The organism is Dokdonia sp. PRO95 (assembly GCF_000355805.1).
In the GTDB taxonomy this organism is placed as follows: domain Bacteria; phylum Bacteroidota; class Bacteroidia; order Flavobacteriales; family Flavobacteriaceae; genus Dokdonia.
Window position 1 is genome coordinate 2,759,302 of record NZ_CM001837.1, and the last position, 22,350, is coordinate 2,781,651.

Annotated in this window: 20 protein-coding genes; 9 read left to right on the forward strand and 11 right to left on the reverse strand. The window is 36.5% G+C overall.

Annotated elements, in window-relative coordinates:
- Positions 1-37: 37 nt before the first annotated feature.
- The 4 genes from D017_RS12490 to D017_RS12505 form a co-directional block, all read right to left on the reverse strand.
- Positions 38-1,231, reverse strand: coding sequence for a GAF domain-containing sensor histidine kinase (locus tag D017_RS12490; RefSeq protein ID WP_035336873.1), 1,194 nt, complete (start codon positions 1,229-1,231; stop codon positions 38-40).
- An 85-nt stretch (positions 1,232-1,316) separates the two neighbouring features.
- The gene (locus D017_RS12495; RefSeq protein WP_035336875.1) at positions 1,317-2,081 is read right to left on the reverse strand and encodes a TIGR02757 family protein; all 765 of its coding nucleotides are present in this window, start codon (positions 2,079-2,081) and stop codon (positions 1,317-1,319) included.
- Positions 2,082-2,139: 58 nt separating this feature from the next.
- Positions 2,140-2,805 carry an ABC transporter ATP-binding protein gene (locus tag D017_RS12500; protein WP_035336876.1) on the reverse strand — a complete coding sequence of 222 codons (666 nt, stop codon included), beginning with the start codon at positions 2,803-2,805 and terminating at the stop codon, positions 2,140-2,142.
- 51 nt (positions 2,806-2,856) lie between these two features.
- The gene (locus tag D017_RS12505; protein WP_035336877.1) at positions 2,857-5,322 is read right to left on the reverse strand and encodes a DUF5916 domain-containing protein; all 2,466 of its coding nucleotides are present in this window, start codon (positions 5,320-5,322) and stop codon (positions 2,857-2,859) included.
- A gap of 130 nt (positions 5,323-5,452) precedes the next feature.
- On the opposite strand from D017_RS12505, the gene folE reads away from it, so the two are divergent.
- A complete protein-coding gene (gene folE / locus D017_RS12510) occupies positions 5,453-6,049 on the forward strand; it encodes a GTP cyclohydrolase I FolE (RefSeq protein ID WP_035336878.1) in 597 nt (198 codons plus the stop codon).
- A 51-nt stretch (positions 6,050-6,100) separates the two neighbouring features.
- Positions 6,101-6,412: a hypothetical protein gene (locus tag D017_RS12515; protein WP_035336879.1), complete on the forward strand. Its 312-nt coding sequence runs from the start codon at positions 6,101-6,103 to the stop codon at positions 6,410-6,412.
- 94 nt (positions 6,413-6,506) lie between these two features.
- Here D017_RS12515 and D017_RS12520 read toward each other — a convergent pair whose 3' ends face one another.
- Positions 6,507-6,890: a hypothetical protein gene (locus D017_RS12520; RefSeq protein ID WP_013752154.1), complete on the reverse strand. Its 384-nt coding sequence runs from the start codon at positions 6,888-6,890 to the stop codon at positions 6,507-6,509.
- 110 nt (positions 6,891-7,000) lie between these two features.
- Between D017_RS12520 and D017_RS12525 the strand changes: the two genes are divergently transcribed.
- Both D017_RS12525 and D017_RS12530 read left to right on the forward strand, forming a co-directional pair.
- Positions 7,001-7,510 (forward strand): DUF6155 family protein, encoded by a 510-nt coding sequence (locus D017_RS12525; RefSeq protein ID WP_035336881.1) that lies wholly within the window; start codon positions 7,001-7,003, stop codon positions 7,508-7,510.
- 140 nt (positions 7,511-7,650) lie between these two features.
- A complete protein-coding gene (locus tag D017_RS12530; RefSeq protein ID WP_035336883.1) occupies positions 7,651-9,174 on the forward strand; it encodes a DEAD/DEAH box helicase in 1,524 nt (507 codons plus the stop codon).
- 102 nt (positions 9,175-9,276) lie between these two features.
- On the opposite strand, the gene D017_RS12535 is transcribed toward D017_RS12530, so the two are convergent.
- The 3 genes from D017_RS12535 to D017_RS12545 all read right to left on the reverse strand — a co-directional run bounded on the left by D017_RS12535 (position 9,277) and on the right by D017_RS12545 (position 12,540).
- Entirely contained in the window at positions 9,277-10,593 is a 1,317-nt protein-coding gene (locus D017_RS12535; protein WP_035336884.1) for a dipeptidase, read from the reverse strand.
- 73 nt (positions 10,594-10,666) lie between these two features.
- Entirely contained in the window at positions 10,667-11,155 is a 489-nt protein-coding gene (locus D017_RS12540; RefSeq protein ID WP_051583906.1) for a CAP domain-containing protein, read from the reverse strand.
- Between the two features lie 104 nt (positions 11,156-11,259).
- Positions 11,260-12,540 (reverse strand): hypothetical protein, encoded by a 1,281-nt coding sequence (locus D017_RS12545; RefSeq protein ID WP_035336885.1) that lies wholly within the window; start codon positions 12,538-12,540, stop codon positions 11,260-11,262.
- 275 nt (positions 12,541-12,815) lie between these two features.
- Between D017_RS12545 and D017_RS12550 the strand changes: the two genes are divergently transcribed.
- From D017_RS12550 to D017_RS12560, 4 genes are all read left to right on the forward strand, one after another.
- On the forward strand, positions 12,816-13,535 hold the full coding sequence (locus tag D017_RS12550) for a DUF1223 domain-containing protein (RefSeq protein ID WP_051583907.1): 720 nt from the start codon (positions 12,816-12,818) through the stop codon (positions 13,533-13,535).
- A 72-nt stretch (positions 13,536-13,607) separates the two neighbouring features.
- The gene (locus D017_RS15550) at positions 13,608-13,742 is read left to right on the forward strand and encodes a hypothetical protein (RefSeq protein WP_262485445.1); all 135 of its coding nucleotides are present in this window, start codon (positions 13,608-13,610) and stop codon (positions 13,740-13,742) included.
- Between the two features lie 207 nt (positions 13,743-13,949).
- The gene (locus D017_RS12555) at positions 13,950-15,347 is read left to right on the forward strand and encodes an NAD-dependent succinate-semialdehyde dehydrogenase (RefSeq protein WP_035336886.1); all 1,398 of its coding nucleotides are present in this window, start codon (positions 13,950-13,952) and stop codon (positions 15,345-15,347) included.
- A 1-nt stretch (position 15,348) separates the two neighbouring features.
- On the forward strand, positions 15,349-15,792 hold the full coding sequence (locus tag D017_RS12560) for a nucleoside deaminase (protein ID WP_035336887.1): 444 nt from the start codon (positions 15,349-15,351) through the stop codon (positions 15,790-15,792).
- A gap of 50 nt (positions 15,793-15,842) precedes the next feature.
- Here D017_RS12560 and D017_RS12565 read toward each other — a convergent pair whose 3' ends face one another.
- Positions 15,843-17,072 (reverse strand): multidrug effflux MFS transporter, encoded by a 1,230-nt coding sequence (locus D017_RS12565; RefSeq protein WP_225969305.1) that lies wholly within the window; start codon positions 17,070-17,072, stop codon positions 15,843-15,845.
- 101 nt (positions 17,073-17,173) lie between these two features.
- Here D017_RS12565 and D017_RS12570 point away from each other — a divergent pair, with 101 nt between their 5' ends.
- Positions 17,174-17,722, forward strand: a complete 549-nt coding sequence (locus tag D017_RS12570; protein WP_035336889.1) for a DUF4251 domain-containing protein — start codon at positions 17,174-17,176, stop codon at positions 17,720-17,722.
- Positions 17,723-18,339: 617 nt separating this feature from the next.
- On the opposite strand, the gene D017_RS12575 is transcribed toward D017_RS12570, so the two are convergent.
- Positions 18,340-18,978, reverse strand: coding sequence for a hypothetical protein (locus tag D017_RS12575; protein ID WP_152023897.1), 639 nt, complete (start codon positions 18,976-18,978; stop codon positions 18,340-18,342).
- Positions 18,979-19,247: 269 nt separating this feature from the next.
- Positions 19,248-22,181 (reverse strand): ELWxxDGT repeat protein, encoded by a 2,934-nt coding sequence (locus D017_RS12580; protein ID WP_035336891.1) that lies wholly within the window; start codon positions 22,179-22,181, stop codon positions 19,248-19,250.
- Positions 22,182-22,350: the final 169 nt, after the last annotated feature.

Genomic DNA, 22,350 nt, shown 5'->3' on the forward strand with positions numbered 1-22,350 from the left:
TGTTTTTGAGTTTGTTCAAAAATACTTAAAACGGACTTTATCGCCTAATGGTAAAAGTGAAAATACTCCCTTCACCTACCACAGAAGAAACACTAATAGTACCACCCAACCCTTCCACAAGTTTGCGCACGGTTGCAAGACCCATTCCAGACCCTTGTCTACCATTGCGATCCTTTGTACCTGTAGTTTTAAAGAGGTCAAAAATGATTTCTTGTTTATCTTCAGGAATCCCAGTACCGTTATCTTTTAAGGAGATAGTGTAGTATTCTATTGATTCCTTGCCGCTTATTTGGATTGTTGGTTTTTCTTTATCGTTGTACTTGGTGGCATTGTCTACTAGATTTGATAATATCTGGTCTATAGCAATTGCAGAAACAGCTACTAGTTTTAAATCTTCTTCAATCTTAATAGCTACGTTACTAGATTTATGTAAATCTGCGACATCCTTAACAAGTGTAAAAAGAGTAGTGTCTTCCTTTGTTGCAAGTAGTGTATCTGCTTTATAATATTCCAAGAGCCCATCTATGTAATCTCTCATAGACTTAGCCGAAGTATCTAAATGCTTGATATATGTACCAAATTCTTCATCATTATCTTCTAGATAGTCTTCCTTTAAAAGGTTAAGTAACCCTTCAATACTTGCCAATGGTGACTTAAGATCATGTGCAACTAATCGAGCAAAATCTTCTAAACGGTCATTGCGCTGTGTTGTTTCATTTTGTGCTTCTTTAAGCTCAATATTACGCTTGCGAGCTTCAAATAGCAATACTGTTTGCTTTGCAAGACCACGTAGTGCATCTTGTTCTTCTAATGATAACGTTCTTGGTTTATGATCATATACACATAAGGTACCTAAGGCATAACCATCACTTGTACGTAATGGAACACCGGCGTAAAAAATTGCTTTAAAATCTTTTACAAGTGGGTTGTCTTGAAATCGTTCATCCAGGCGTGCATCTTCTACGATAAATACAGGTTCTTCTGTAAGGATAGCGTGACCACAAAAAGAAATATCTCTAGGTGACTCAGCGATATCTATCCCACGTCTTGATTTTAAAAAATTACGATCTGCATCTAGTAAAGTCACCAGTGATATAGGTGTGTTGCAGATGTGAGAAGCGAGCTCTGTGATAGTATCATAAGCATCTTCTGGGAGTGTGTCCAGAAGGTTGTACGACTTTAAAACTTCGAGGCGTTTTTTTTCGTTAGTAGGCTTTTGAGGTGCTATCACAATTTAATTTTAATCAAAAATAGTCTTTCTAAAATACAGCTTATCATATTCTATATAAATAATGCTTATAGTGCATAGAGAATAATTAAAACTTCTCAAAGGCACCTAATCCAAATAAAGCAAAATCATATTTAACAGGATCATTTGGATCCATCTTTCGTAGTGCTTTGTCAAGCTCTAATAATGTTTTTGCATCGTTTTGCTTTCTCTTAAGCAGCTTAAGTTTTCTAGCTACATTGCTTGTATGTACATCGAGAGGACAAGAAAGTAAACTAGGGGAAATTGTTTTCCAGATCCCAAAATCTACTCCCGCATTTGCATCACGTACCATCCATCTCAGGAACATATTGATACGTTTTGCAGCAGAGTTCTTGAGTGGGTCACTCACGTGTTTTTGTGTTCTTGGTAAATGTTCAACCTCAAAAAATAATTTTTTAAAATTAGAAATAGCAGGCTGTAGGCCTTCACTTGTGATGCCTTTCTTAAAAGCATTTTCTAGTCCGCCATGGTTGAGATAAATGTGCTGTAATGCCCTTATGAAAGTCTCTAAATCTCCGCTATTAAAGGTGCGGTGTACAAATCCATCAAAAAGGTGCGCTTGTTCCGAATCGTAGTTGATGATAAAATCATAAGGTGCATTCCCCATGATATCCATCATTTTTGTTGCATTAGATATAATACTCTTACGATTTCCCCAAGCAATGGTTGCTGTTAAAAAAGCGGCAATCTCTATATCTTTTTTTAGTTCAAATCGATGAGGGATTTGAATAGGATCATGTGGAATAAAATCGCCATTCTCATATTGAATCGCTTTTTCATCCAAGAAGATTTTAAGATCCTTTTTATTCATGCAATACTTTGTTTTATGTAGTAGGGGTGTGGTGCGCTTTCGCGAAAGCGTACCTAAATTAACTGTTTACAAACTCGCCGTCTTTCATAACAAGTTTGCGGTCTGCCATGTCTGCTAGCTCTTCATTGTGGGTCACAATAATAAGCGTTTGATTAAATTCATCTCGCAGCCTGAAAAACAGTTTATGAAGATGATCTGCACTTTCTGTATCTAGATTACCAGAAGGCTCATCTGCTAGTATGAGCGCAGGATTATTAATAAGTGCTCTCGCTACTGCGACACGCTGTTGCTCACCTCCTGAAAGTTCGTTAGGTTTATGGTTATAGCGATGGGATAGGCCTAAAAAGTCAAGAAGCTCTTTTGCTCGAGCCTCTGTAGGTGCTTTATCTTTTTTGGCGATAAATGCAGGAATGCACACATTTTCCATAGCTGTAAACTCTGGAAGAAGTTGGTGAAACTGAAATATAAAGCCAATATGCTCATTACGAAAGGCACTTAGCAGTTTAGATTTGAGTCCGGTTAGTGATTTTCCGTTTATGGTAAGTTGCGTTTGGGCATTATGATCAGGCATATCTAGTGTGCCTAGAATTTGTAATAGTGTAGTTTTACCAGCACCACTTTGCCCTACAATAGAAACTACTTCTCCTTTTTTTACTTCTAAAGCAACGTCTTTAAGGACTTGTAAGTTTCCAAAAGTTTTTGATATGTGTTCTGCCTTTACCATAATACATTATTAACTGTGAAAGTACTATAATGCCTGCTTTTTACCAACGTACTAAGCGGTCTTTTTAAAGATGCCTTTTACATTATTGTAGTCTATAAAATAGGTAACTCTAAGGGATAGTGTGTGGTTGAGAGGCTCATTAAACAAGTTGCCTAGGCTCTCGCCATAACCTAAGGTGGATTGCTCGTCAAAGTTAGAAATCTGATGGCGGTAGAGTAGGGATGCTTCGCTTCCTGGAGCAAAACGCCAGCGATAACTCACATCTAGGTTCCAGATATTAAAGTTTGCATTAGGGTCACGCTGTACTGTTGTGTCATAATTATCTATTTGAGTTCTTGAGCCGTCATTGTTAAGAATGTAATAGATATTACTGCTGTGATCTGATACTGCCCAAAAGTTACGTAGGCTTAGATTGAGTGCCTTGTACGGGTCAAAATTGAAATTTACGTTAACTCTGTTTTCTAGAGAGACTACATCTCTTAGGCCTAAAAACACCTCTGTATCTGTGTTATCAACCCAACCAAAGTTGTCTTTTCGGCTAGAGTAATTTGATGATAAAATAACTAGCAATTTATCTGAAAATCTATAGCGAGGAGAGAAATTAATACTGTGATTAAATTGTTCTTGATTTCCAAACCAAGAGCGCACAGAACCTCTTAAATCAAAAGCAAATTTCTTTCTAAAATCTGTTGAGATAAAGGCGCTACTACCTAAGTTAGACTCAAATGTTACAAATCTTCCTTCTACTCTGGGCTCAAAATAATCCTGATCCTTACCGTTAAGACTCATGTCAAGCCCAAATGCGAGGCGTTCTGTTGTTGAGAAAAAAGAATCAAAACGTATACTGTTTCTTGTTTTTATACTAGGTTCATATAAACGTCTATGTCGTACAGTTACATTAAAACGATACCTGTTGAATTTGCCTTTGGGTTGTATTAACTCATATGAACCACCTACTGCAAAGTTGTTGAAATTATTTCTAAAGTTTAAACCGAGATCATTAATATTGAGCTTAGTGTCTGCAAAGTCATGCCCGAAGCGGTAACGCCAGTTTCCTTGAATTTTTCTAAAGTCAAATTCTGATAAAAATCCGCTAGTAGTCTCTCCAGCTTCTCTGACATTACTAAAAATAGCACGTCCAGAGGCTCTAAAGTTATTTCCTTTATCTGCTATATCAAATACACCACCAGTAACATTTGCATTTCTAAATTTACTGCCGCTTCTTGTTACATTCGTATTGATAAGCGATACAGAAGAGTTTTGATTAAACTGTTGGTCTAGTACAAATACATTGTAGTTTGTAAGAGGTTCTATCACTTCTTCTCGTCTGCTTTTTTCAATGACTTCAAAACCATTAACTTCTATAGTTGTCGTATTTTCAATAGTAGCAAAGGTTTTTTGTCCTACAGAATTTAAAAATCCTATACCTAAGCCTCCTTTTGTACGTCCAGATATTTTTACAGAATTTGCAAGCTTTACGGTAGAAGGTGAAGTTATTACTTCTTCAGTATCTAATAGCTCAAGACTTCCAGATGGAGTACCACCTATTCGTCTTGAGAAGAAAATTCTACCTTTATTAAATAAATCTATTCCTTCTGTAAAGAATGCTCTATTCTCACCAAATGTTTGCTCAAAAGGCCCCAAGTTAAGCTCTACGTTATCAAAAGCTACCTGACCAAAGTCAGGAATTAGCTGGGCATCAAGTGTAAAACTATCTGTAAGACCGTATTTTATGTCTAGACCTCCCGCAAAGTTGGTTTCACTATTTCCATCAAAGAAATTAGTGGAGGTTTGTGCAAAAGGAAAAAAAGTAAGCCTTACCGGAGGATTTATGTCGCGCACACCTGTTACGGTGCCATTGTATTGGGTATCTCTACCAACACCACGTTCAATAAAATTCCACGTATGTGTTTCATTCTTTTTTACCAGTCTTCTATAAAAGTTTACGCTCCAGTCTTGAACAGCTACTTCTGGAAAACGCAATGCGTTATAAGGAATGCGGTACTCGGCGTACCAGCCTTTATCATCTCTTGAAACTTTACATTCAAACACTACGTTAAATCCAAAATCTCGGTTATTCTGTGTAATACGTTGATCACCTATTGTTCCAGCGCTAGTTACATAAAAACGTGTTTCATTGATACCATCGTTATAAGTGTTTAGTGCGACTACAAAGTGATCTGCTTGTGAAAAAACCTGATCGCGCTGACTGAATTGACTAGGGATATTTTCTGGGTCTGGATCAAACAAGTAGGCTGCTATGTATACGGCCTTATCATCATATGCCATTTTAATTTCTGTGCGCTGGTTTTCTTCAATTGTTCCAACGTTACCAGGTTCAAACATGTGAAAATCATCGTAGGTAGCAAGGGATTTCCATACAGCATCATCAAGTACACCGTCTATTTTAGGTGGCGTAGTGATACGCTCTGCATTAAGCGTTTTAGTTTGCTGAGCTTGAAGTAAATGGGGTAATAGTAAAAACAGGGAGAATATCCCAAATAGAAAAATGCGCATAGCATGTGTTTGATTGGCTTGACAAATCTAACCGTGACATTCTAAGAAAACTCTAAATAAAAAGTTAAATAGAGAAATAATAATGTTTAATAAATAGTATCTTTGATTAAACAAAAATAAAATATCTCCTATGCCTTATAGAAGTTTTGAAGAATACAATATTGAAGTTACTGACGAAATAAAAGATAATTTTACGTCAATCATTAAAAACTTAGGAGAAGATACCGACAGAGAAGGAATCGTTAAGACACCGGAAAGAGCAGCAAAAGCTATGCAGTTCCTTACTTCTGGATATGAAATGGATCCTAGTGCTATCTTGAAAGGTGCTATGTTTAAAGAGGATTATGATGACATGGTTATCGTAAAGAATATAGAATTGTATTCATTATGTGAGCATCATATGTTGCCTTTCTTTGGAAAAGCTCATATCGCTTACATCCCTAATGGACACATTGTAGGTCTCAGTAAATTGCCTCGTATAGTAGATGTTTTTTCAAGAAGACTGCAGGTACAAGAAAGACTTACACATGATATTCTAGAGTGCATTAACTCAACCTTAAATCCCAAAGGTGTTGCTGTGGTAATTGAGGCATCTCATATGTGTATGATGATGAGAGGTGTGCAAAAGCAAAACTCAACAACAACGACGTCTGGTTTTAGAGGGCAATTTGAAAAGCAAGAAACGCGTAATGAATTTCTTAAATTAATTTCATCTAGTTTAGATTAATAATTTTGGAATGTTATTTGATTAACTAAAAGTATTACTTTTAATACACTTATGGATAATCAAACTAACAAATACAAATTATTAATCTTCGGTCTAATTATAGACGTTTTAGGCATTGTAACCTCAAGTTGGGTATTACCAGTTTTAGGAGACATGTCTGATGTGGTCTGGGCACCACTATCTGCTTATCTTATGACACGTATGTACAAGGGCACGGCAGGAAAAGTAGGGGGTGTTATTACGTTTATAGAAGAGGTGGTGCCTGGGCTAGACATTATACCTTCATTTACGTTAATGTGGCTGTATACTTTCATATTTAAAGACTCGGCAATTGGAAAAACCATCGAAAAGAAATTAGACTAGTCCAATTTTAATTTTACACATAAAATTAGATTACATAAAAAAGCCACTCGATTGAGTGGCTTTTTTATATGAAATTTACTAGAAGTCTTAATATCTAGTACTCTCTTAATGCTTTTACGTATTCACGTAATTCATCTTCATTAGTTTTTTTATCTACATCTCTAATTAGGCAAAAGAAGTAGTGTAAGCTTTCTTCAGGAGTGCTTTCGGCAGGATCTGCAGCTGCAATAATCTCCTCGTTTTCATCTTCAATGTCATCATCTGCAGGAATAGGTATTGCAAAAGTTCCTGTTTCCTCTATATGTTCAGCAGCAAGGCGTGTAGCTTTGGCTAATAATGGTAGCTGCTCAGTAATAGTATGAGGGCGAAGTGCTTTAAGGTCTTCAACCACTGTATTTGTTATAATTCCGTTTTGAGCAACATCTCCTATGAGTTTTTTGATCAAGTTTACGGCTTTACTATCTTGAAGTGTATTCATTGTAAAATGATGATTTATATATGAAGTTGGTATTGTTGCAAAAATAGGTTTTTGATTCGCTTTTTACGACTATTTTTTATTATAAATTCGCAATAACTTATCAATTAGCAATGAGTAAACGGGCATTAAAAAAGCAAATTTCCACACTGAGTAATGTAGAGCTTCAAGAGCAAATTATGGAGCTTTACGAGCGTATACCTGAGGTGAAGACCTATTATGACTTTGTTTTTAACCCCAAAGAAGATAAACTCGTAGACGAGGCAAAAATTAAAATAAGTAACGAGTATTTCCCTACCCGACGTAAACGCCCTAGAAAAAGACGTTCTATTGCTCAGAAGTATATTAAACACTTTAAAACACTGGGCATGAACCCGCTATTACTTTCTGATGTGATGATTTTTAATATTGAAATCGCTCAGACGTTTGAACAGTCTAGTCCGGGACAACCAGAAGCATTTTATAAAAGTATGCTCAACTCATTTAAGGAACTCATGCAGTATGCTACTTATCATCATTTATTAGAAGAACTAGGAGAGAGAATAGAGCGCATCGTTTCTCTAGCAGAAGAAAGTAAATGGCCTAATGCCGATATGTTTGACGAGGCAGCAGACCCATCTTAAAGCATACTCTTTTACCTATTTTAATTAAATATGACATAATTTTTAAAATTGTGTTAAGAATTCTTGCAGTACGCTTTCGCGAAAGCATAAAAATCCCTTAGTTTTGCAAGATTCACTTTTAACCGAAGAAACCTACACTTTTGAGCGACGCTATTCAAGAAAAAGAAACTCCAGAAAAAGAATTATACGACTACCAACTCAAGGATCTTGAGGCTGTTTTTAGCGTAATGGATCGTACATCAGAAGATTATAACTTGTTATATCAACTACCTACTGGTGGTGGAAAAACGGTTATTTTCTCTGAGATAGTGCGTAATTATATAAAAAGAGCAAATAAAAAAGTAGTAATCCTCACGCACCGTATTGAGCTTTCTAACCAAACATCAAGAATGCTTAACGAGTTTATGGTCCCTAACATGATCATAAGCAGTGATGTAAAGACGCTAGATGATAGCGAGGACTACATGTGTTATGTGGCGATGGTAGAAACGCTTACAAACAGATTGCAAGAGGAACAGATGAACATGGAAGATGTGGGTCTTGTCATAATTGATGAGGCGCACTATAACTCTTTTAGAAAACTTTTTAGCTACTTTGAAAAGGCTTTTATTTTAGGGGTAACCGCAACTCCACTAAGTTCTAATATTAAGTTGCCTATGAAAGACAACTATAGCGAACTGTTAATAGGGGAGAGTATACCTGCTTTGATAAAGAGAGGCTTTTTATCTAAAGCAAAAACTATAAGCTATAACGTAGGTTTGAGTTCGCTTAAACTTGGTATTAATGGTGATTATACAGTAAAGTCTTCAGACATACTGTACACAGATACCGCCATGCAGCAAAAGCTGTTAAGTGCCTATGAAGAGGAATCTAAAGGAAAGAAAACATTAATATTTAATAACGGGATTAATACCTCGCGCTATGTCTATGAGACTTTTAAAATGGCAGGGTATGATATACGTCACTTAGATAACACAAACAGCGCAAAGGAAAGAACAGAAATACTTGACTGGTTTAAAAATACGCCAGATGCAATTCTTACATCAGTAAGTATTCTTACTACTGGTTTTGATGAACCTACGGTAGATACTATTATCTTAAATAGAGCCACAAAATCACTTACGCTATATTTCCAGATGATAGGTCGTGGATCGCGTATTGCACCAGGTAAAACTACATTCAAGGTTCTTGATTTAGGAAATAATGCTGCACGTTTTGGACTTTGGGAAGCACCAATAGACTGGAAAGAGATTTTTGCATACCCAGATTTCTATCTTGAAAACCTAATTGCAGATGAGGAGATTGAGCGTAACTTTACTTACGTGATGCCTCCAGATTTACGTAAGGAATTTGCAAATACTGAGAATGTTTATTTTGATATCAAGAAGGAATATAAGCGTGTAATCAAAGAAGGGCTCAAGGCAAAAACAGCCTTAGAAAATGCTATCGAGCAACATGCAGAAATGGTGATTGAAAATAGTGAGGATGTTTTTGATGCGAGAATCCTTGCACGTAAGTTAAAAGATGATATCGCTTACCGTGTACGTTTATATTCATACAGTATTATGAATAACACTAAAAACTATAGAGACTGGTTACAAGAGGATTACGAGCGTAAGTTAAAGCTTAGAGTTAATCAGATTTGTAGAGAGCGAGATATGTAATCTCTTGAAGAAATTATAACTATTTACCTATAAAAAGAGCCCAGAAGTTTAAACTTCTGGGCTCTTTTATTTTTGAGAATGATTAATTTCTATAATTAGAACTTAGCTTTTCTGCTCTGCGGCATATGCTTGTACTTCATCAAGAACACGTAGTAAATTACCACTCCACAGTTGTTCGATTTCTTGTTGTGTATAACCACGGCGCACAAGCTCTATAGTTACATTCATAGTTTCTGATGCGTCACTCCATCCTTCAACGCCGCCGCCGCCATCAAAGTCTGATGAGATACCTACGTGATCAATACCTATCTTTTCTACGAGGTAATCGATGTGATCTATAAAGTCTGTGACATCTACGGCAGGAGGAAGATCTGTGCGTTGTGCTAGTTTCTTCTTCTGTGCTGGAAGTAATACGTTTGTATAGGTCTCATAGTAAGCCTTTCTTTCAGCTTCAGGTAGTGCTCTCGCTTCTTTGCGATCGAGCCACGTTACACCTAGAGAATCTGCGATATTTTTTATTATTTGATTTGCTTCGGCTTGGTAGGCGTCATTTTTTTCTGTGTTTAAGTAGCTTTTAAATGCAACTGTTTGCACAACACCACCGTTATCCTGCATCCATTGCAATTGCTCATCATCAAGATTACGGCTATGGTTACATAATGCCCTGGCAGAAGAGTGAGAAGCTATAATAGGAGTCTCACTTAGCTCAATCATCTGGCGCATGGCTTCCTTGCTAGGGTGTGATACATCTATCATCATGCCTACACGGTTCATCTCTGCAATAACTTCTTTTCCTAAGTCACTTAGTCCATTGTGCAGCCATACATCGTCGGCTTCACCGGTGTTACTATCACTTAGCTGACTGTGTCCATTATGGGCTAGAGACATGTAACGACCTCCTAGGTTATAAAACTTCTCTACATTAGAAACATCTGTTCCTACTGGATATCCATTTTCTATACCTATCATGGCTACTTTTTTACCAGATTTCCAGATATCTCTTGCTTCTTGAGAAGTCGTAGCTAGTTGGATTTGCTCTGGAGCAATCTCTTCACATAGTTTATGAATGGCGTCAAACTTTGACATCGCATTCTCATAAGCGGCTTTATAACCTTCTTCGTTAAGTTCTCCTTGACCAGTATAGACTACAAACCACGGCACGTCTAGACCACCTTCTTTCATTTTAGGTAAGTTTACCTGTGATGCCAGATTTTGTGTATAGTTTACGGTGTCTGTAAAGTTATCTACGTTTATATCACAATGCGTGTCTAGCGTCATCACGTTGCTGTGTATTTCTTTGGCTTTTGCTAGTACTTCGGCCTCCGTCATTTCTTTGGGTGGTGCTACTACTTTTTTCTTTGATTCTTGACAAGAAAACATCGCTAGTATACAAGCGGTAATGGTAAGGGATCTAATCATTGGTTATTATGGTTTTTGAAGTTCCTAAGATACTGAAATTGAGTGTTCACATTTTCGCGAAAGCGCAATTATATCAAAAGTCTATAAAAAGCTGCGTGTCGTACCATATACCGTTTGCATCTTGTATGGACGCAATGCTGGTATGTGTGGCATCACTTTCTATAGCTGCTTTGTGCTTGGGGCTATTGAGCCATCCTCTTACAACTCCTTGTGCTGTTCGGTAACCTTTACCTACGTTTTCACTCACATACTTGGCGCCTTTATTCTTTAAGTAATCACTTCGCTTAAAGAAGTTATCGTGACTCATAAGCCGCTTGTCTACCATATAATTAGTATGATCACGGGCTTGGGCTTGAGATAGGGTAGTGGTTCTCAAGGTACTGATACCAAGAGAGTCTCGGTAGTCATTTACGAGCTGTAAGATGGCAGCTTCTCTAGCGCTATCACTAGGTCTGTTGCTTGTAGAAGTAATGGGTGGACTAGTGGTGGTGTTAGATTTCTTTTTCTTTTTACAACTGGCAGTAAGCACTACCAGAACAAGTAATACGTTTAAAATTCTCATATTTAGACACTTATGGTTAATAGTAGCTAAGTTATAAAAAAAAGAAGACCCTAGCGCTTATAGCAACTAGGGTCTACCAAACTAACCAACCAAAAATCTAATTCTTATCCTCTTCTAGATCTCGTAGATGTGCTTCTACTTGACTTGCTATTTGAGCTTCTGCTCGTGCGCTGCGGTGCAGCTTTACGAGATGAAGATCGCTGAGTGTTTACTTTACTTGAGCTTCTACTCTTAGTAGATACCGCTCTTTTTTGTGAGGTACGAGGTGCAGCTTTAGACTGTGTACGTGATCCTCTATTTGTTGCTACAGACTTAGTACTTCTGTTTGTAGTACGCGTTGTAGGTCTTATTGTTCTAGGAGTACTTTTACGTACGCTATTACCAGATCTAGAAGATGCCGTAGGGCGTTGTCTAGGTGTAGTAGCTACTGTAGGTCTTCCTCGTTGTGTTTCATTACGATTAGAGATTACAGCACGCTTGTTTGTACTTCTTCTTGACGTTGTAGTAGCAGTACCTCTCTGTGCACCATTACGGCTAGTAGATTGTGCTACACGACCATTTCTACTTGATGTATTTGCGCTAGATGTTCTACGTGCAGAAGTATTATTCCTTCTTGTAGTAGTAGTGTTAGCACGACTTGCAACGCGTCCTGTGTTTGCTCTTGTAAAGCGAGCGTTATTACGGTCTACATTATCGCGTCTACCATTATTGTGAGCTACACGACCTCTATCTGGACGTCTAAAGTCACGGCGAGCATTTGCATACCCACGGTTGTAACCTCTACTATAATTGTTTCTATGGAATGCATAGTTATAACGTACTGGTGAATAGAATCTTCTATAAGGAGTAGTAAATACTAGACATCTGTTAAAAACTGGTCTGTAATAAAAGTTGTGGTATGGGTGGAATACATAGTTTCTATTATACACGTTGATGAAGCCTGTATAGTGAGAAAATAATCCGCGGTTGTTGTAATAAATCTGTAGTCCTCCTACGCGAGATATTCTGTTGTTTCTATAGTTGATACGTACGTCACCTGCTTGTGCTAGGCGTCCATAGTGATCATAATATAGGGGAGTGTTTTCTATTTGTATCACAGCTCCATACTCATCATATTGTACGTATGGATCGTAGTCAAAACCTGTGTTAAAGCTTATTCCTACTGGGCCAGCATTTACAGAAAGACTTACGCCTTCTACATACTCTGGTATGTAAAAATCAAATTCTCCATCTGGAAATACTGAAAACTCGATACCGTTTTCTACAAAAATATACTTGCTACCGTCATATACGGTACCGCGTCGTATCGATGTATCTTCTACTGCTGCATAGGTACTTGCCGAGAAGGTAAGTAGTCCTATAAATAATAATGCAAGATGTTTCATAATGTTCGTTTTTAATTAATTGTGTGGATTGACATTCACGATTAGGTAATTACAAGTAGCGTGCCAAAGTCTAAAAAGTACATTATGCTAGGTAAGAGGGAAGTACCGCTTTCGCGAAAATTTTAAATCTACAAAACACTTAATCTGTTGAATAACAGTTTTGTAAATTGGCGAAAGCTGATTACATCAACGTTGTTGCTATTGTTTCGTTTTAATTCTAATAATGTCTATGTAATGGAAACTATCTACTCTCGACCCATTATAAAATGGTTCCTATGAAATCAATACTGCTCACTTCGTTTTTATTATTAAGCACAATATTTACAGCAATCGGTCAATCTCCTACGGTGATTGAATTATTTACATCACAAGGATGTAGTAGTTGTCCACCTGCAGATAGATTGATAGCTCATCTATCTAAAGAACTTAAGGAGGACGTTATTATTCTTTCTTATCATGTAGACTATTGGGATTATATAGGCTGGAAAGATCCTTACGCATCTGCTAGTAATACAAATCACCAGTATGAATATGGTCGTACTTTTAATATAAGGAGCGTTTATACTCCTCAAGCAGTTATTAATGGTCGTAATCATGTGGTAGGATCTAATGAAAGAGAGCTAAAGGGAGCAGTAGCTAGTGAAACTAGTCGTATTGATAAGTCAGCAGTTACTATTGCTTCAGTAGCGCGTATGGCGGAAGGTGTTACTATTCAAGCAAGTTTTAAAGAGCTTCCAGATGATGCTATAATTATGTATGCTCTCACTGTAAAGGAAAAAACGACCATTGTAAATAGAGGAGAAAACAGAAACAAAACCTTAAAAAATACGCACATCGTTGCAAATTTTAAAAAGGATCAAACTTCTTATAATCAGCAAGATGTTATTCTAAGTATTCCTTCGTGGGTAGCAAAGGATGACGACATTACAGTAGTTATTTATGTTTCAGAACCAGAGAACGGGATTGTAGCATCGGCAGCTCAAAACGTTAAATAACTCTGAATTAGCATTTTGATTAACAATAAGGTAGAAAGCTTTAAAATACCTTTACTCAAAAAAAATTGAGCTATGAATACTACACAGAACAAAAAGCATGCAGACTTTCAAGATGCACACAGAAGATCATCAAACTTTAATCGTACCATCCCAAAAGAAGAATTTGAGATTAAAGGAAACGGAGATGTTTTATTAGAAAACGAGTAAAATCCATACAATTACTTGTTTATTTAATTAAGCCAAACCAATTACAAAGAGCCACTACCATATATATGTTAGTGGCTCTATCTTTTTACAGCGAGAAGATACCGTACTCGTTAAACTTCTCTAAAGACAACTCTTAAATACTATTAAAGTACATCTTAAGCATATGATCTCCCTCTAATTTTACAACAACAAAAAAAATTATTACCAATGGAAAGAGAAATAAAAGGAGGATTTAGAACCATAAATCCTCATACCGAACAATCAATTAAGGAGTATACATATTTTACAGATGATCAGGTTACTGAAGCGATAGACAACTGTCACGAGGCTTTTAATGACTGGAAAATGCAATCGCTTGACGATAGAGCCACTGTAATAAAGAATATAGGAGAGCAACTAAAAAATTATAAAGATCAACTTGTACAACTCATGACCGATGAGATGGGTAAAACCATTGAGCAAGGTAAAAGTGAGATTGATCTTTGTATTGCTATCACAGAATACACTGCAAAAAATGGTGTAAAAGAATTACAACCCATAGAACGAACACTAATGGATGGCGGAAAAGGTATTATATCATATGCTCCAGAAGGAGTTATATATAGTATCCAGCCGTGGAATTTCCCTACATACCAACCACTTAGAGTTGCCATTGCCAACTTACTAGCGGGTAACGGGATATTACTAAAACACGCTCAGAATGTAACGGGAAGCGCATTATTAATAGAAGAGCTCTTACTTAAGGCCGGTGTGCCAGAAGGACTTTTTAAGGTGCTTGTGATAGATCACGCACAGTCAGATAAGGTGATAAGCAATGATAAAGTACGCGGAGTGACATTTACAGGAAGTTCTGCTGGAGGAAAAATCATAGCAAAAACTGCGGGAGCATCTATTAAGAAGACAGTGTTAGAGCTGGGAAGTAATGATGCATACATCGTACTTGATGATGCAGATGTAGAAGAAGCCGTAAAAGCTTGTGTACAAGGTAGAATCATAAACAATGGTGAGACTTGTATTGCTGCAAAACGTTTTATCGTAGTAGATAAAGTATATGATGCATTTAAGGAAGGCTTTGTACAAGGAATGAAAGATGTAGTCATGGGAGATCCTAATAAGGATGGAACACAACTAGGACCAATTGCTCGTAAAGATTTACAGGAGTTGCTAAGCGACCAAGTAAAAGAAAGTGTAGAAAAAGGAGCAAAGATTGAAACTGGTGGAGAGATACTAGATGGTAGCGGTTATTACTACCCATCTACGGTACTAAGTAACGTAGAGCCTGGACAACCAGCTTATGATGACGAACTCTTTGGCCCAGTGGCTTCTTTAATTAGGGCAAAGGATAATGAAGATGCAATGCGCATAGCAAATGATAGCCGTTTTGGACTAGGAGGTGGAATTTTCTCTAAGGATGAAGAAGGAGCTATCAAACTTGCACAAGAGCACTTTGATACGGGAATGATATTCATTAATTCGTACGGACTTGCACAACCTATGATGCCTTTTGGAGGAGTAAAAGACTCTGGATATGGTAGAGAGCACGGAGGATTCGGGATTAAGGAATTTGTAAATGCTAAGTCAGTACTTTTAGTAGAATCTGAATAATATGAGTTATCAGTCATCTTTCATGAAGCAGGCCATTGCGCTAGCTCGAGAAGGTAAAGATACAGACGGTGGCGGCGTTTTTGGCGCCGTCATTGTTCGTTCTGGGCAGGTCATTGCGGCTTGTCATAATCTCGTGGGAGGTTCGCAAGACCCTACGCAGCACGCAGAGTTACGTTGTATTCAGCTAGCATGTAAAGCGCTGGGTACAAAAGATTTTTCAGATTGCGATTTGTATACGAGTTGTGTGCCTTGCATAATGTGTTTAGGCGCAGCGAGATGGGCTCGATTTCAGCATATCTATTACGGAGCTTCTGCTGCCATGGCAAAAGATGCTGGCTTTATCTATAGCGATATGTTTTATGCTAGAGATATAGAGGCACGTAATCAAGAGTTTAACATGCAACAGTTTCTTGGAGAAGAGGCAGCTGCGGTGTGGAACGAGTGATTATGGAGTTACGATTTCGCGAAAGCGTACTAAAAACCACTACTATTATACTAAGGCTTCAAGACAACCGTTCTTGGAGCCTTTTTCTTTATCCAAAACAGAATGCAGAGTGATATTGCGGCACACGAAGAAAAACCAATGAAGAGTGGGAGCGTGGTCTCCTCAACAAACCGACCTATAAACGTACTGATGGGAACAGCCATAAGTGTAGAAATAAGACCTGTTATTGCCGCTCCTATACCAGCAATGTGACCTACAGGCTCCATCGCTAGCGCTCTAAGGTTACCAAACATAAAACCTATACAGAAAAACTGCATCGCAAAGAATCCTATGAGTACATACACCGAAGGATGCAGCACATCATTAAATAAAATCACATATAATATGGACACGATAAAGAAGCCTATGAGGGCACCGGTGACTATTTTTTCCATCCCAAAACGCACGACAAAGTTGGCATTGAGTAAGATGGCAGCGCCTATAGCCGAGGCAAGCCCAGCAAAAATGTAAGGAAACTCATCTACGAGTCCGTATTGATTTTGGAAAATTTGCTGACTAGCACTTATGTACACAATAAACGAACCAACAATAAAACCTTGTATAATCGTGAATCCCATGGTGCGCTTATATTTTATAGTCTCGCGGAAACCCCTCGTTATGCGCTCTATAGAAAAAGGAATTCTGTTTACTGGTTTGAGTGTTTCCTCTTGGCGCCTCCAGAACCATAGCATTACAAAGAGGCTTATTATTACCTGTACTAAGAAAATCGCTTGCCAGTTCCAGATGTCTAGAATCACTTTACCCATAGCGGGAGCGATAATAGGAACAAGTAAAAAAACTACTGTGACAAAAGACATAATGCGCGCCATATAATCACCTTCATAAAGGTCTCTTATGATGGCAACACAGATCGTACGCGGCGCCGAAAGTCCGATTCCCTGTAATATCCTACCTAATATCATTACTTCAAAACTACGTGTGTACATACATATAAATGAAGCGATTATAAAGACGGTAAACCCAAAGTAAACAGAAGATTTTCTACCTTTAGCATCGGCTAGTGGTCCAAAGACGAGTGGTCCCAGGCCTAGACCTAAGAAAATCATGCTTATAAGTAACTGATTATCGGCGGGAGTTTTGGTTTGTATCGCAACACCTATAATATCAAGTGCTGGAAGTAGGGCATCAATAGATAGTGCGGTGACAGACATTAAAGCCGCCATAAGTGCGATAAATTCTATTTGCGATCCTTTCGTTTTTTGCATTCGGCAAAAGTACAAGAATGCCTTACGAGCGATGGTCGTTTTATGTAAAATCTAACACCCTGTTAACACCCCACAAAGGAATAGTTTTTGCTACCTATCTAATAAAACTGCATCTTATGAAGAAATACATCATCATCATCCCGTTTCTTATCCTCGCAATTGCGTGTAAAACTAAGCAACCCATGACGCAGCAAGAGCTGGCAACAGCAAGCCGTGTGCAAGAATTAATAGACAATCGCAAGATTGATATTACAGCAACCTGGGCATACCCGCTGGCAAGTAATGTGCTCAACCAACTAGCAGTAAATAATGGGCTAGGGGCTGGTAATAGCGGTAGCCGCATCAATTTACTAGGTAACGGCAACTTTCTCAAAATACATAATGATAGCGTGAGCGCTTATTTACCGTATTATGGTGAGCGCAGGATGGGTGGTGGTTACAACTCATCAAATGGTGTGGAATTTGCTGGAATTCCTAAATCCTTTGAAATTACTAAAGACAAGAAAACAGATCCCACAGAAATGAAATTTTCTATATCTCAAGATGCTGAAACCTATGAGGTGTTTATAGAATTTTTTAATACCAAGAAAGTGCAGATCTCCGTAAATAGCGTCCAACGCACGAGCATTCGCTATGATGGATTTATGGATTTAGATGCAGAATAATGTTTTATAACGCTTTCGCCAAAATTTGAACAGATGATACTTAGTCTGTTTGATTTCAAATAAACGCACAGAGATTACATACGTAGCATTGCCATTACTCCAAAAACTTAAGAACCTTTGAGTATATGCTTTTATGATTTCGCTTTGTGAACTAGAAGTAGTACGAAGAGAGACTGTATAGATTGTTATTTGTTTTAGGAATTGTAAAGAGTTCAAACGGTTAATCAAATATTCTATTTGACATAATATAAATTATAGTACAAATTGATATATGAGTAAAATGGCGAATAGAACCTTTTGGGTTCTATTTTACATAAATGCAGATATAGCGCCTTTAGGTCTATATCGTCAGCATTTATGTAACAGCCGTTTTACGGTCTTATTGCTATAGTTGACTTTAAGAGATTCACGGAATCCTATATCTACAATATAAACCTGTGAGTATTTTTGTAAGAGCTCTTTACTGGATTCATTAATACTAGCAGCTGTAAAATGCTTCGTAATTCTTTTGGTTATAATTCGCTTATATGGGAAAATGTGCGGGATGATTTTGTTTGAGCGATTGTCAAGGGTTGTTGATTCTATTTGACATAACAATACCTAAGTATTCAATCCTTCTATTTTACTTTTTTAATAACTCCAAATATTAACTTATCACTTTTTGACGAAGACGAACGATATAAGTAAGAATTGTCATCTAAAATTTCTATAATTTCTACATCAATAACATTCCCTATTTTTTCCTTGTCTTTATGCAACGGCAGTTTGAGAGTTGTTAAAACATATTTATTTTCATCTGTCCAATCTATCTTGTATACTTGGCGTTCATCTTTGTAGCCACTCTTTTCAATTTGTCGTTTTCTTCTTCTGAGTATAATTGTCTGATTGTAAGCTGCGGCCATATATTTAAATTCACCTTTCTTAAATTGCCCACATTTTTGCAAATCTTCTTTTCTAAGGGAACTTGTTTTGTATTTAGGATTTACGAAATAATATACTGATCTCCATTCTTCATTAAGCATTCTCATTGGATATTTGAGCTCACCATTCGTAAAATGTTCTAGACAGCCTTTTTGCCAACCTACATTGTGATAAGTTGTTAAATCACTATCTATTTTGACATCATATCGTTTACCGATACTGTCAACTTTATAAGTGATAACAACATTTTCTACTTTTTCAACATCATCCACAAATGTTTGGCAAAATGAAAATTGGCAGAAAAAAAAGAATAAAATTAGGGTGTATTTAATCATATAAAAAATTTGATAAAGACGAATTTAATACCAAGAATAATTTAAGAATAACCATAACTCACCTATAAAACTTTGAGATTAATCTAGAGTATCTTAGTCTAAGAATATAAAGCGCTTAATATACTACTCCCCTATTGTTATACTAAAATTTTCTGAGGTCAAGTTTAAAATCGAGATTCTATATCGAGATTCTATTATGCTTAATAATTAATGGGCAACAAGATCGATTTCCATAGATAGAACTATACTGTATTTAAGCGAAACATATTTTAAATTACTATAAACTTACTAGTAATCTGTTCTTTATTGTTGATATTAATTTTAATCAAATAGATACCTGGAGGTAACATTTCTACATTTAAATTTATTTCTTTTTTGAACTCTTCATATATCTTATCTATAACTTTTTTTCCAGATAAATTATATATCTCAAAAGCGCTAATAAGATTATTATGGTTGGATACTTTAATATTTAACTCATCATTTGCTGGGTTTGGGTAAACTAAAGCAGTCAATTTGTCTTTTTCATTTAAAACTAAATTGTTTTCTATGCTCAGATTATTTTCAGATGGATAAGCAACATAAATTTCTGAGCCACTTTCTTCTGTTTGGCCATAAAAAAATAATTTATCTTCAGCTTGAGTAAAACTATAGATTGATTGAAGTGGTCCATTTGTAATATTTAAATTGAAACCTACTGCATCACTGGATTCACTATCGGTAATCCAAAAATCAAATTCACCAGAATATTGTTTGAAAAACAAAATATCTTGAAAACAACTTAATTCACTAATAATATTAAATGCACCATTAACTTCATTAACTATAGCAATTGTTCCAGATTCAGTGCCGTCAGTCCTATAAAGCTCACTAATTACCGATCCTGAAGACCTTTTCACCCCAAAATAAAGGTAATTACCGCAAGTAATTAAATTCTTACTCGTTGGATATGTTGTAACAGGCAAGTTACTGTTAGTAAAGACAGGAACCGTTCCTTCTATCGTACCGTCAGATTTATATAATGCTTTATTAGCACTATCGTCAATACGTGCTATAAAATAAAATTCATCATTAAAAATTGAAACATGATCGATCCTGTCATCTGCAAAATCTAAAAGATATGAAGTCCCTTCTGTAGTCCCGTCTGTAACCCACAACTCTCTTGCTGCATGAGGATAGTTTGTTTCTCCATTATCTTGAATAATGAAAAGTTTGTTGTTAGCAACATACATATGCTCTATTTGCACAAATGGATGTATAAATGTATTTTCTTCTGTATTCGTATCTATTTTATAAACGCCATAAACTCCATTGCTAAATCCAAAATAATAAATGCCATCACCAAAAATTGTAAAAGGTGTTGATCCATTATGACCAATTAAAACTTGAACCTCAGGGATTGATAATTTATATGTACCATCACCAGTTCCATCAGAAACCCACATCCCTAAGCCACTTCCATCATCTGCATGGAAATAAAGTTTGTCATTGGCTACCACAAAAGACCTAAATGTATCAGAATTCATCATACTGCTGGCATTACCAGGATTTATATCTTTAATCATAGACGTGCCTTCTTGAGTGCCATCACTGATCCATAATTCATAACCATGTACACCATCATCTGCACTAATAATAAGATTTCCATTAAAATCAATGAATTCGGATTCATCATCAATGCCTCCCGCATTTGAACCTATATTTAGATGTTTTGTACCCTCTAAATTTCCATCTGATGTATAAAGTCCATAATAACCATATTTATTTCCTCTGAAAAATAGTTTATCACTTACAGCAGTTAATAATGATGGAATAACTCCGTATTGATGATTTACATCAAAAAATATTTCAGTCCCTTCAGTGGTACCATCAGTTACCCAAAGTTCGTTACCATTGACTTCATTTTTCCCGTTAAAAAAAATCTGATTTCCATATGAAAGAAATCCCTGCTCAGATACAGATATATTTGTAACTTCAACATCTTCTGATAAAATGACTGTTCCGTTTGGAGTGCCATCACTTTTCCATAATACGGTCATGTTATTTTCATTTTGCGCAAAGTAAACTACATAATCTTGAGTACTACTACCCGCTAATAATTGAGGTGAAGAATTAGCCAAAAAAATAGTTCCAGAATTTGTACCATCACTTACCCAAAGACCTGATTGTTCTGCACCGTCAGAACCAATAAAATAAATTAAATCACCCTCTAATTGTAAGATTGCATCATAATTAATTCCTGATAAATTACCAGGATTGAGATCTAAAAATAAAGTTGTACCAACGGTACTCCCATCTGTCTCCCATAGTTCATTACCGCTTATTCCATTATTGGCTAAAAATATCAACTTATCGTTTAAAACTACACCAAGCATACTATTGCTACTACTGGAATTTCCTGAGCGAATATCTTTCAACAATTCTGTACCTTCAGGTGTTCCATCACTTTTCCAAAGTTCTGTTCCGTTGCTACCATCATTAGCAAAAAAATAGAAACTTCCATTAAAGACAATAGCTCCTTGGGCAACTGCGCCCGATTGGTTGCCACTTCGAATATCCTTTAATAGAACGGTCCCCTCTTCCGTTCCATCTGTAGTCCATAATTCAGTACCATATTGATTCACTGAAGCCTTAAAAATTAGCTGATCATTAAAAACAAAAAAATCGTTAGGAAAACTATCACCACTTTCTTCAATATCTTTTAAAACAAATGTGCCCTCAACAGTACCATCACTTACCCAAAGCTCATTTCCATATATTTCACTATATGCTCCAAAGTATACTTTTCCATTATACTCTATAATTTGATAAATTGATTGTGTGCTATAACTTACATTTCTATCTGTCAATTGAATTGTGCTTTCTTCTGTTCCTTCAGACACCCATAGTTCTCTATTGTCTGAGCCGTTTTCAGCAACAAAAAAGACTTTGTTACCTATAGGAGTTAAAGACGTAATATCATCATATAAACCAGAAGCAAAATCTTTTACCATGAATGTATTAGTACTCAAACCATCAGAAAACCATAATTGATCATCTTCTGAACTGAAGAAAAAACCATTATCTACCCTCGTAAGTCTTTCAGGATATCCATCATTGGAAAATTCTAGTTCTAAGAGTGTGGCATCTAAAGTCTGACTTAATGCTAAATTAGATGATATTAAGAATATAGAAACCAAGAGGAATACGTATTTTTCTTTCATAACTATTTGTCGATTATTGATAGTGGATGAATATAGAAAATACCGTAAGAATTTACATAAGTAAGCCATAAAAATTTTTGAAATTTAATTAGTTCAAGTCCATTCCACACACATTACACTTCACTCCTACGTCGTCGCATAAAAGTGTTCTAGACACACTCTAAAAGTA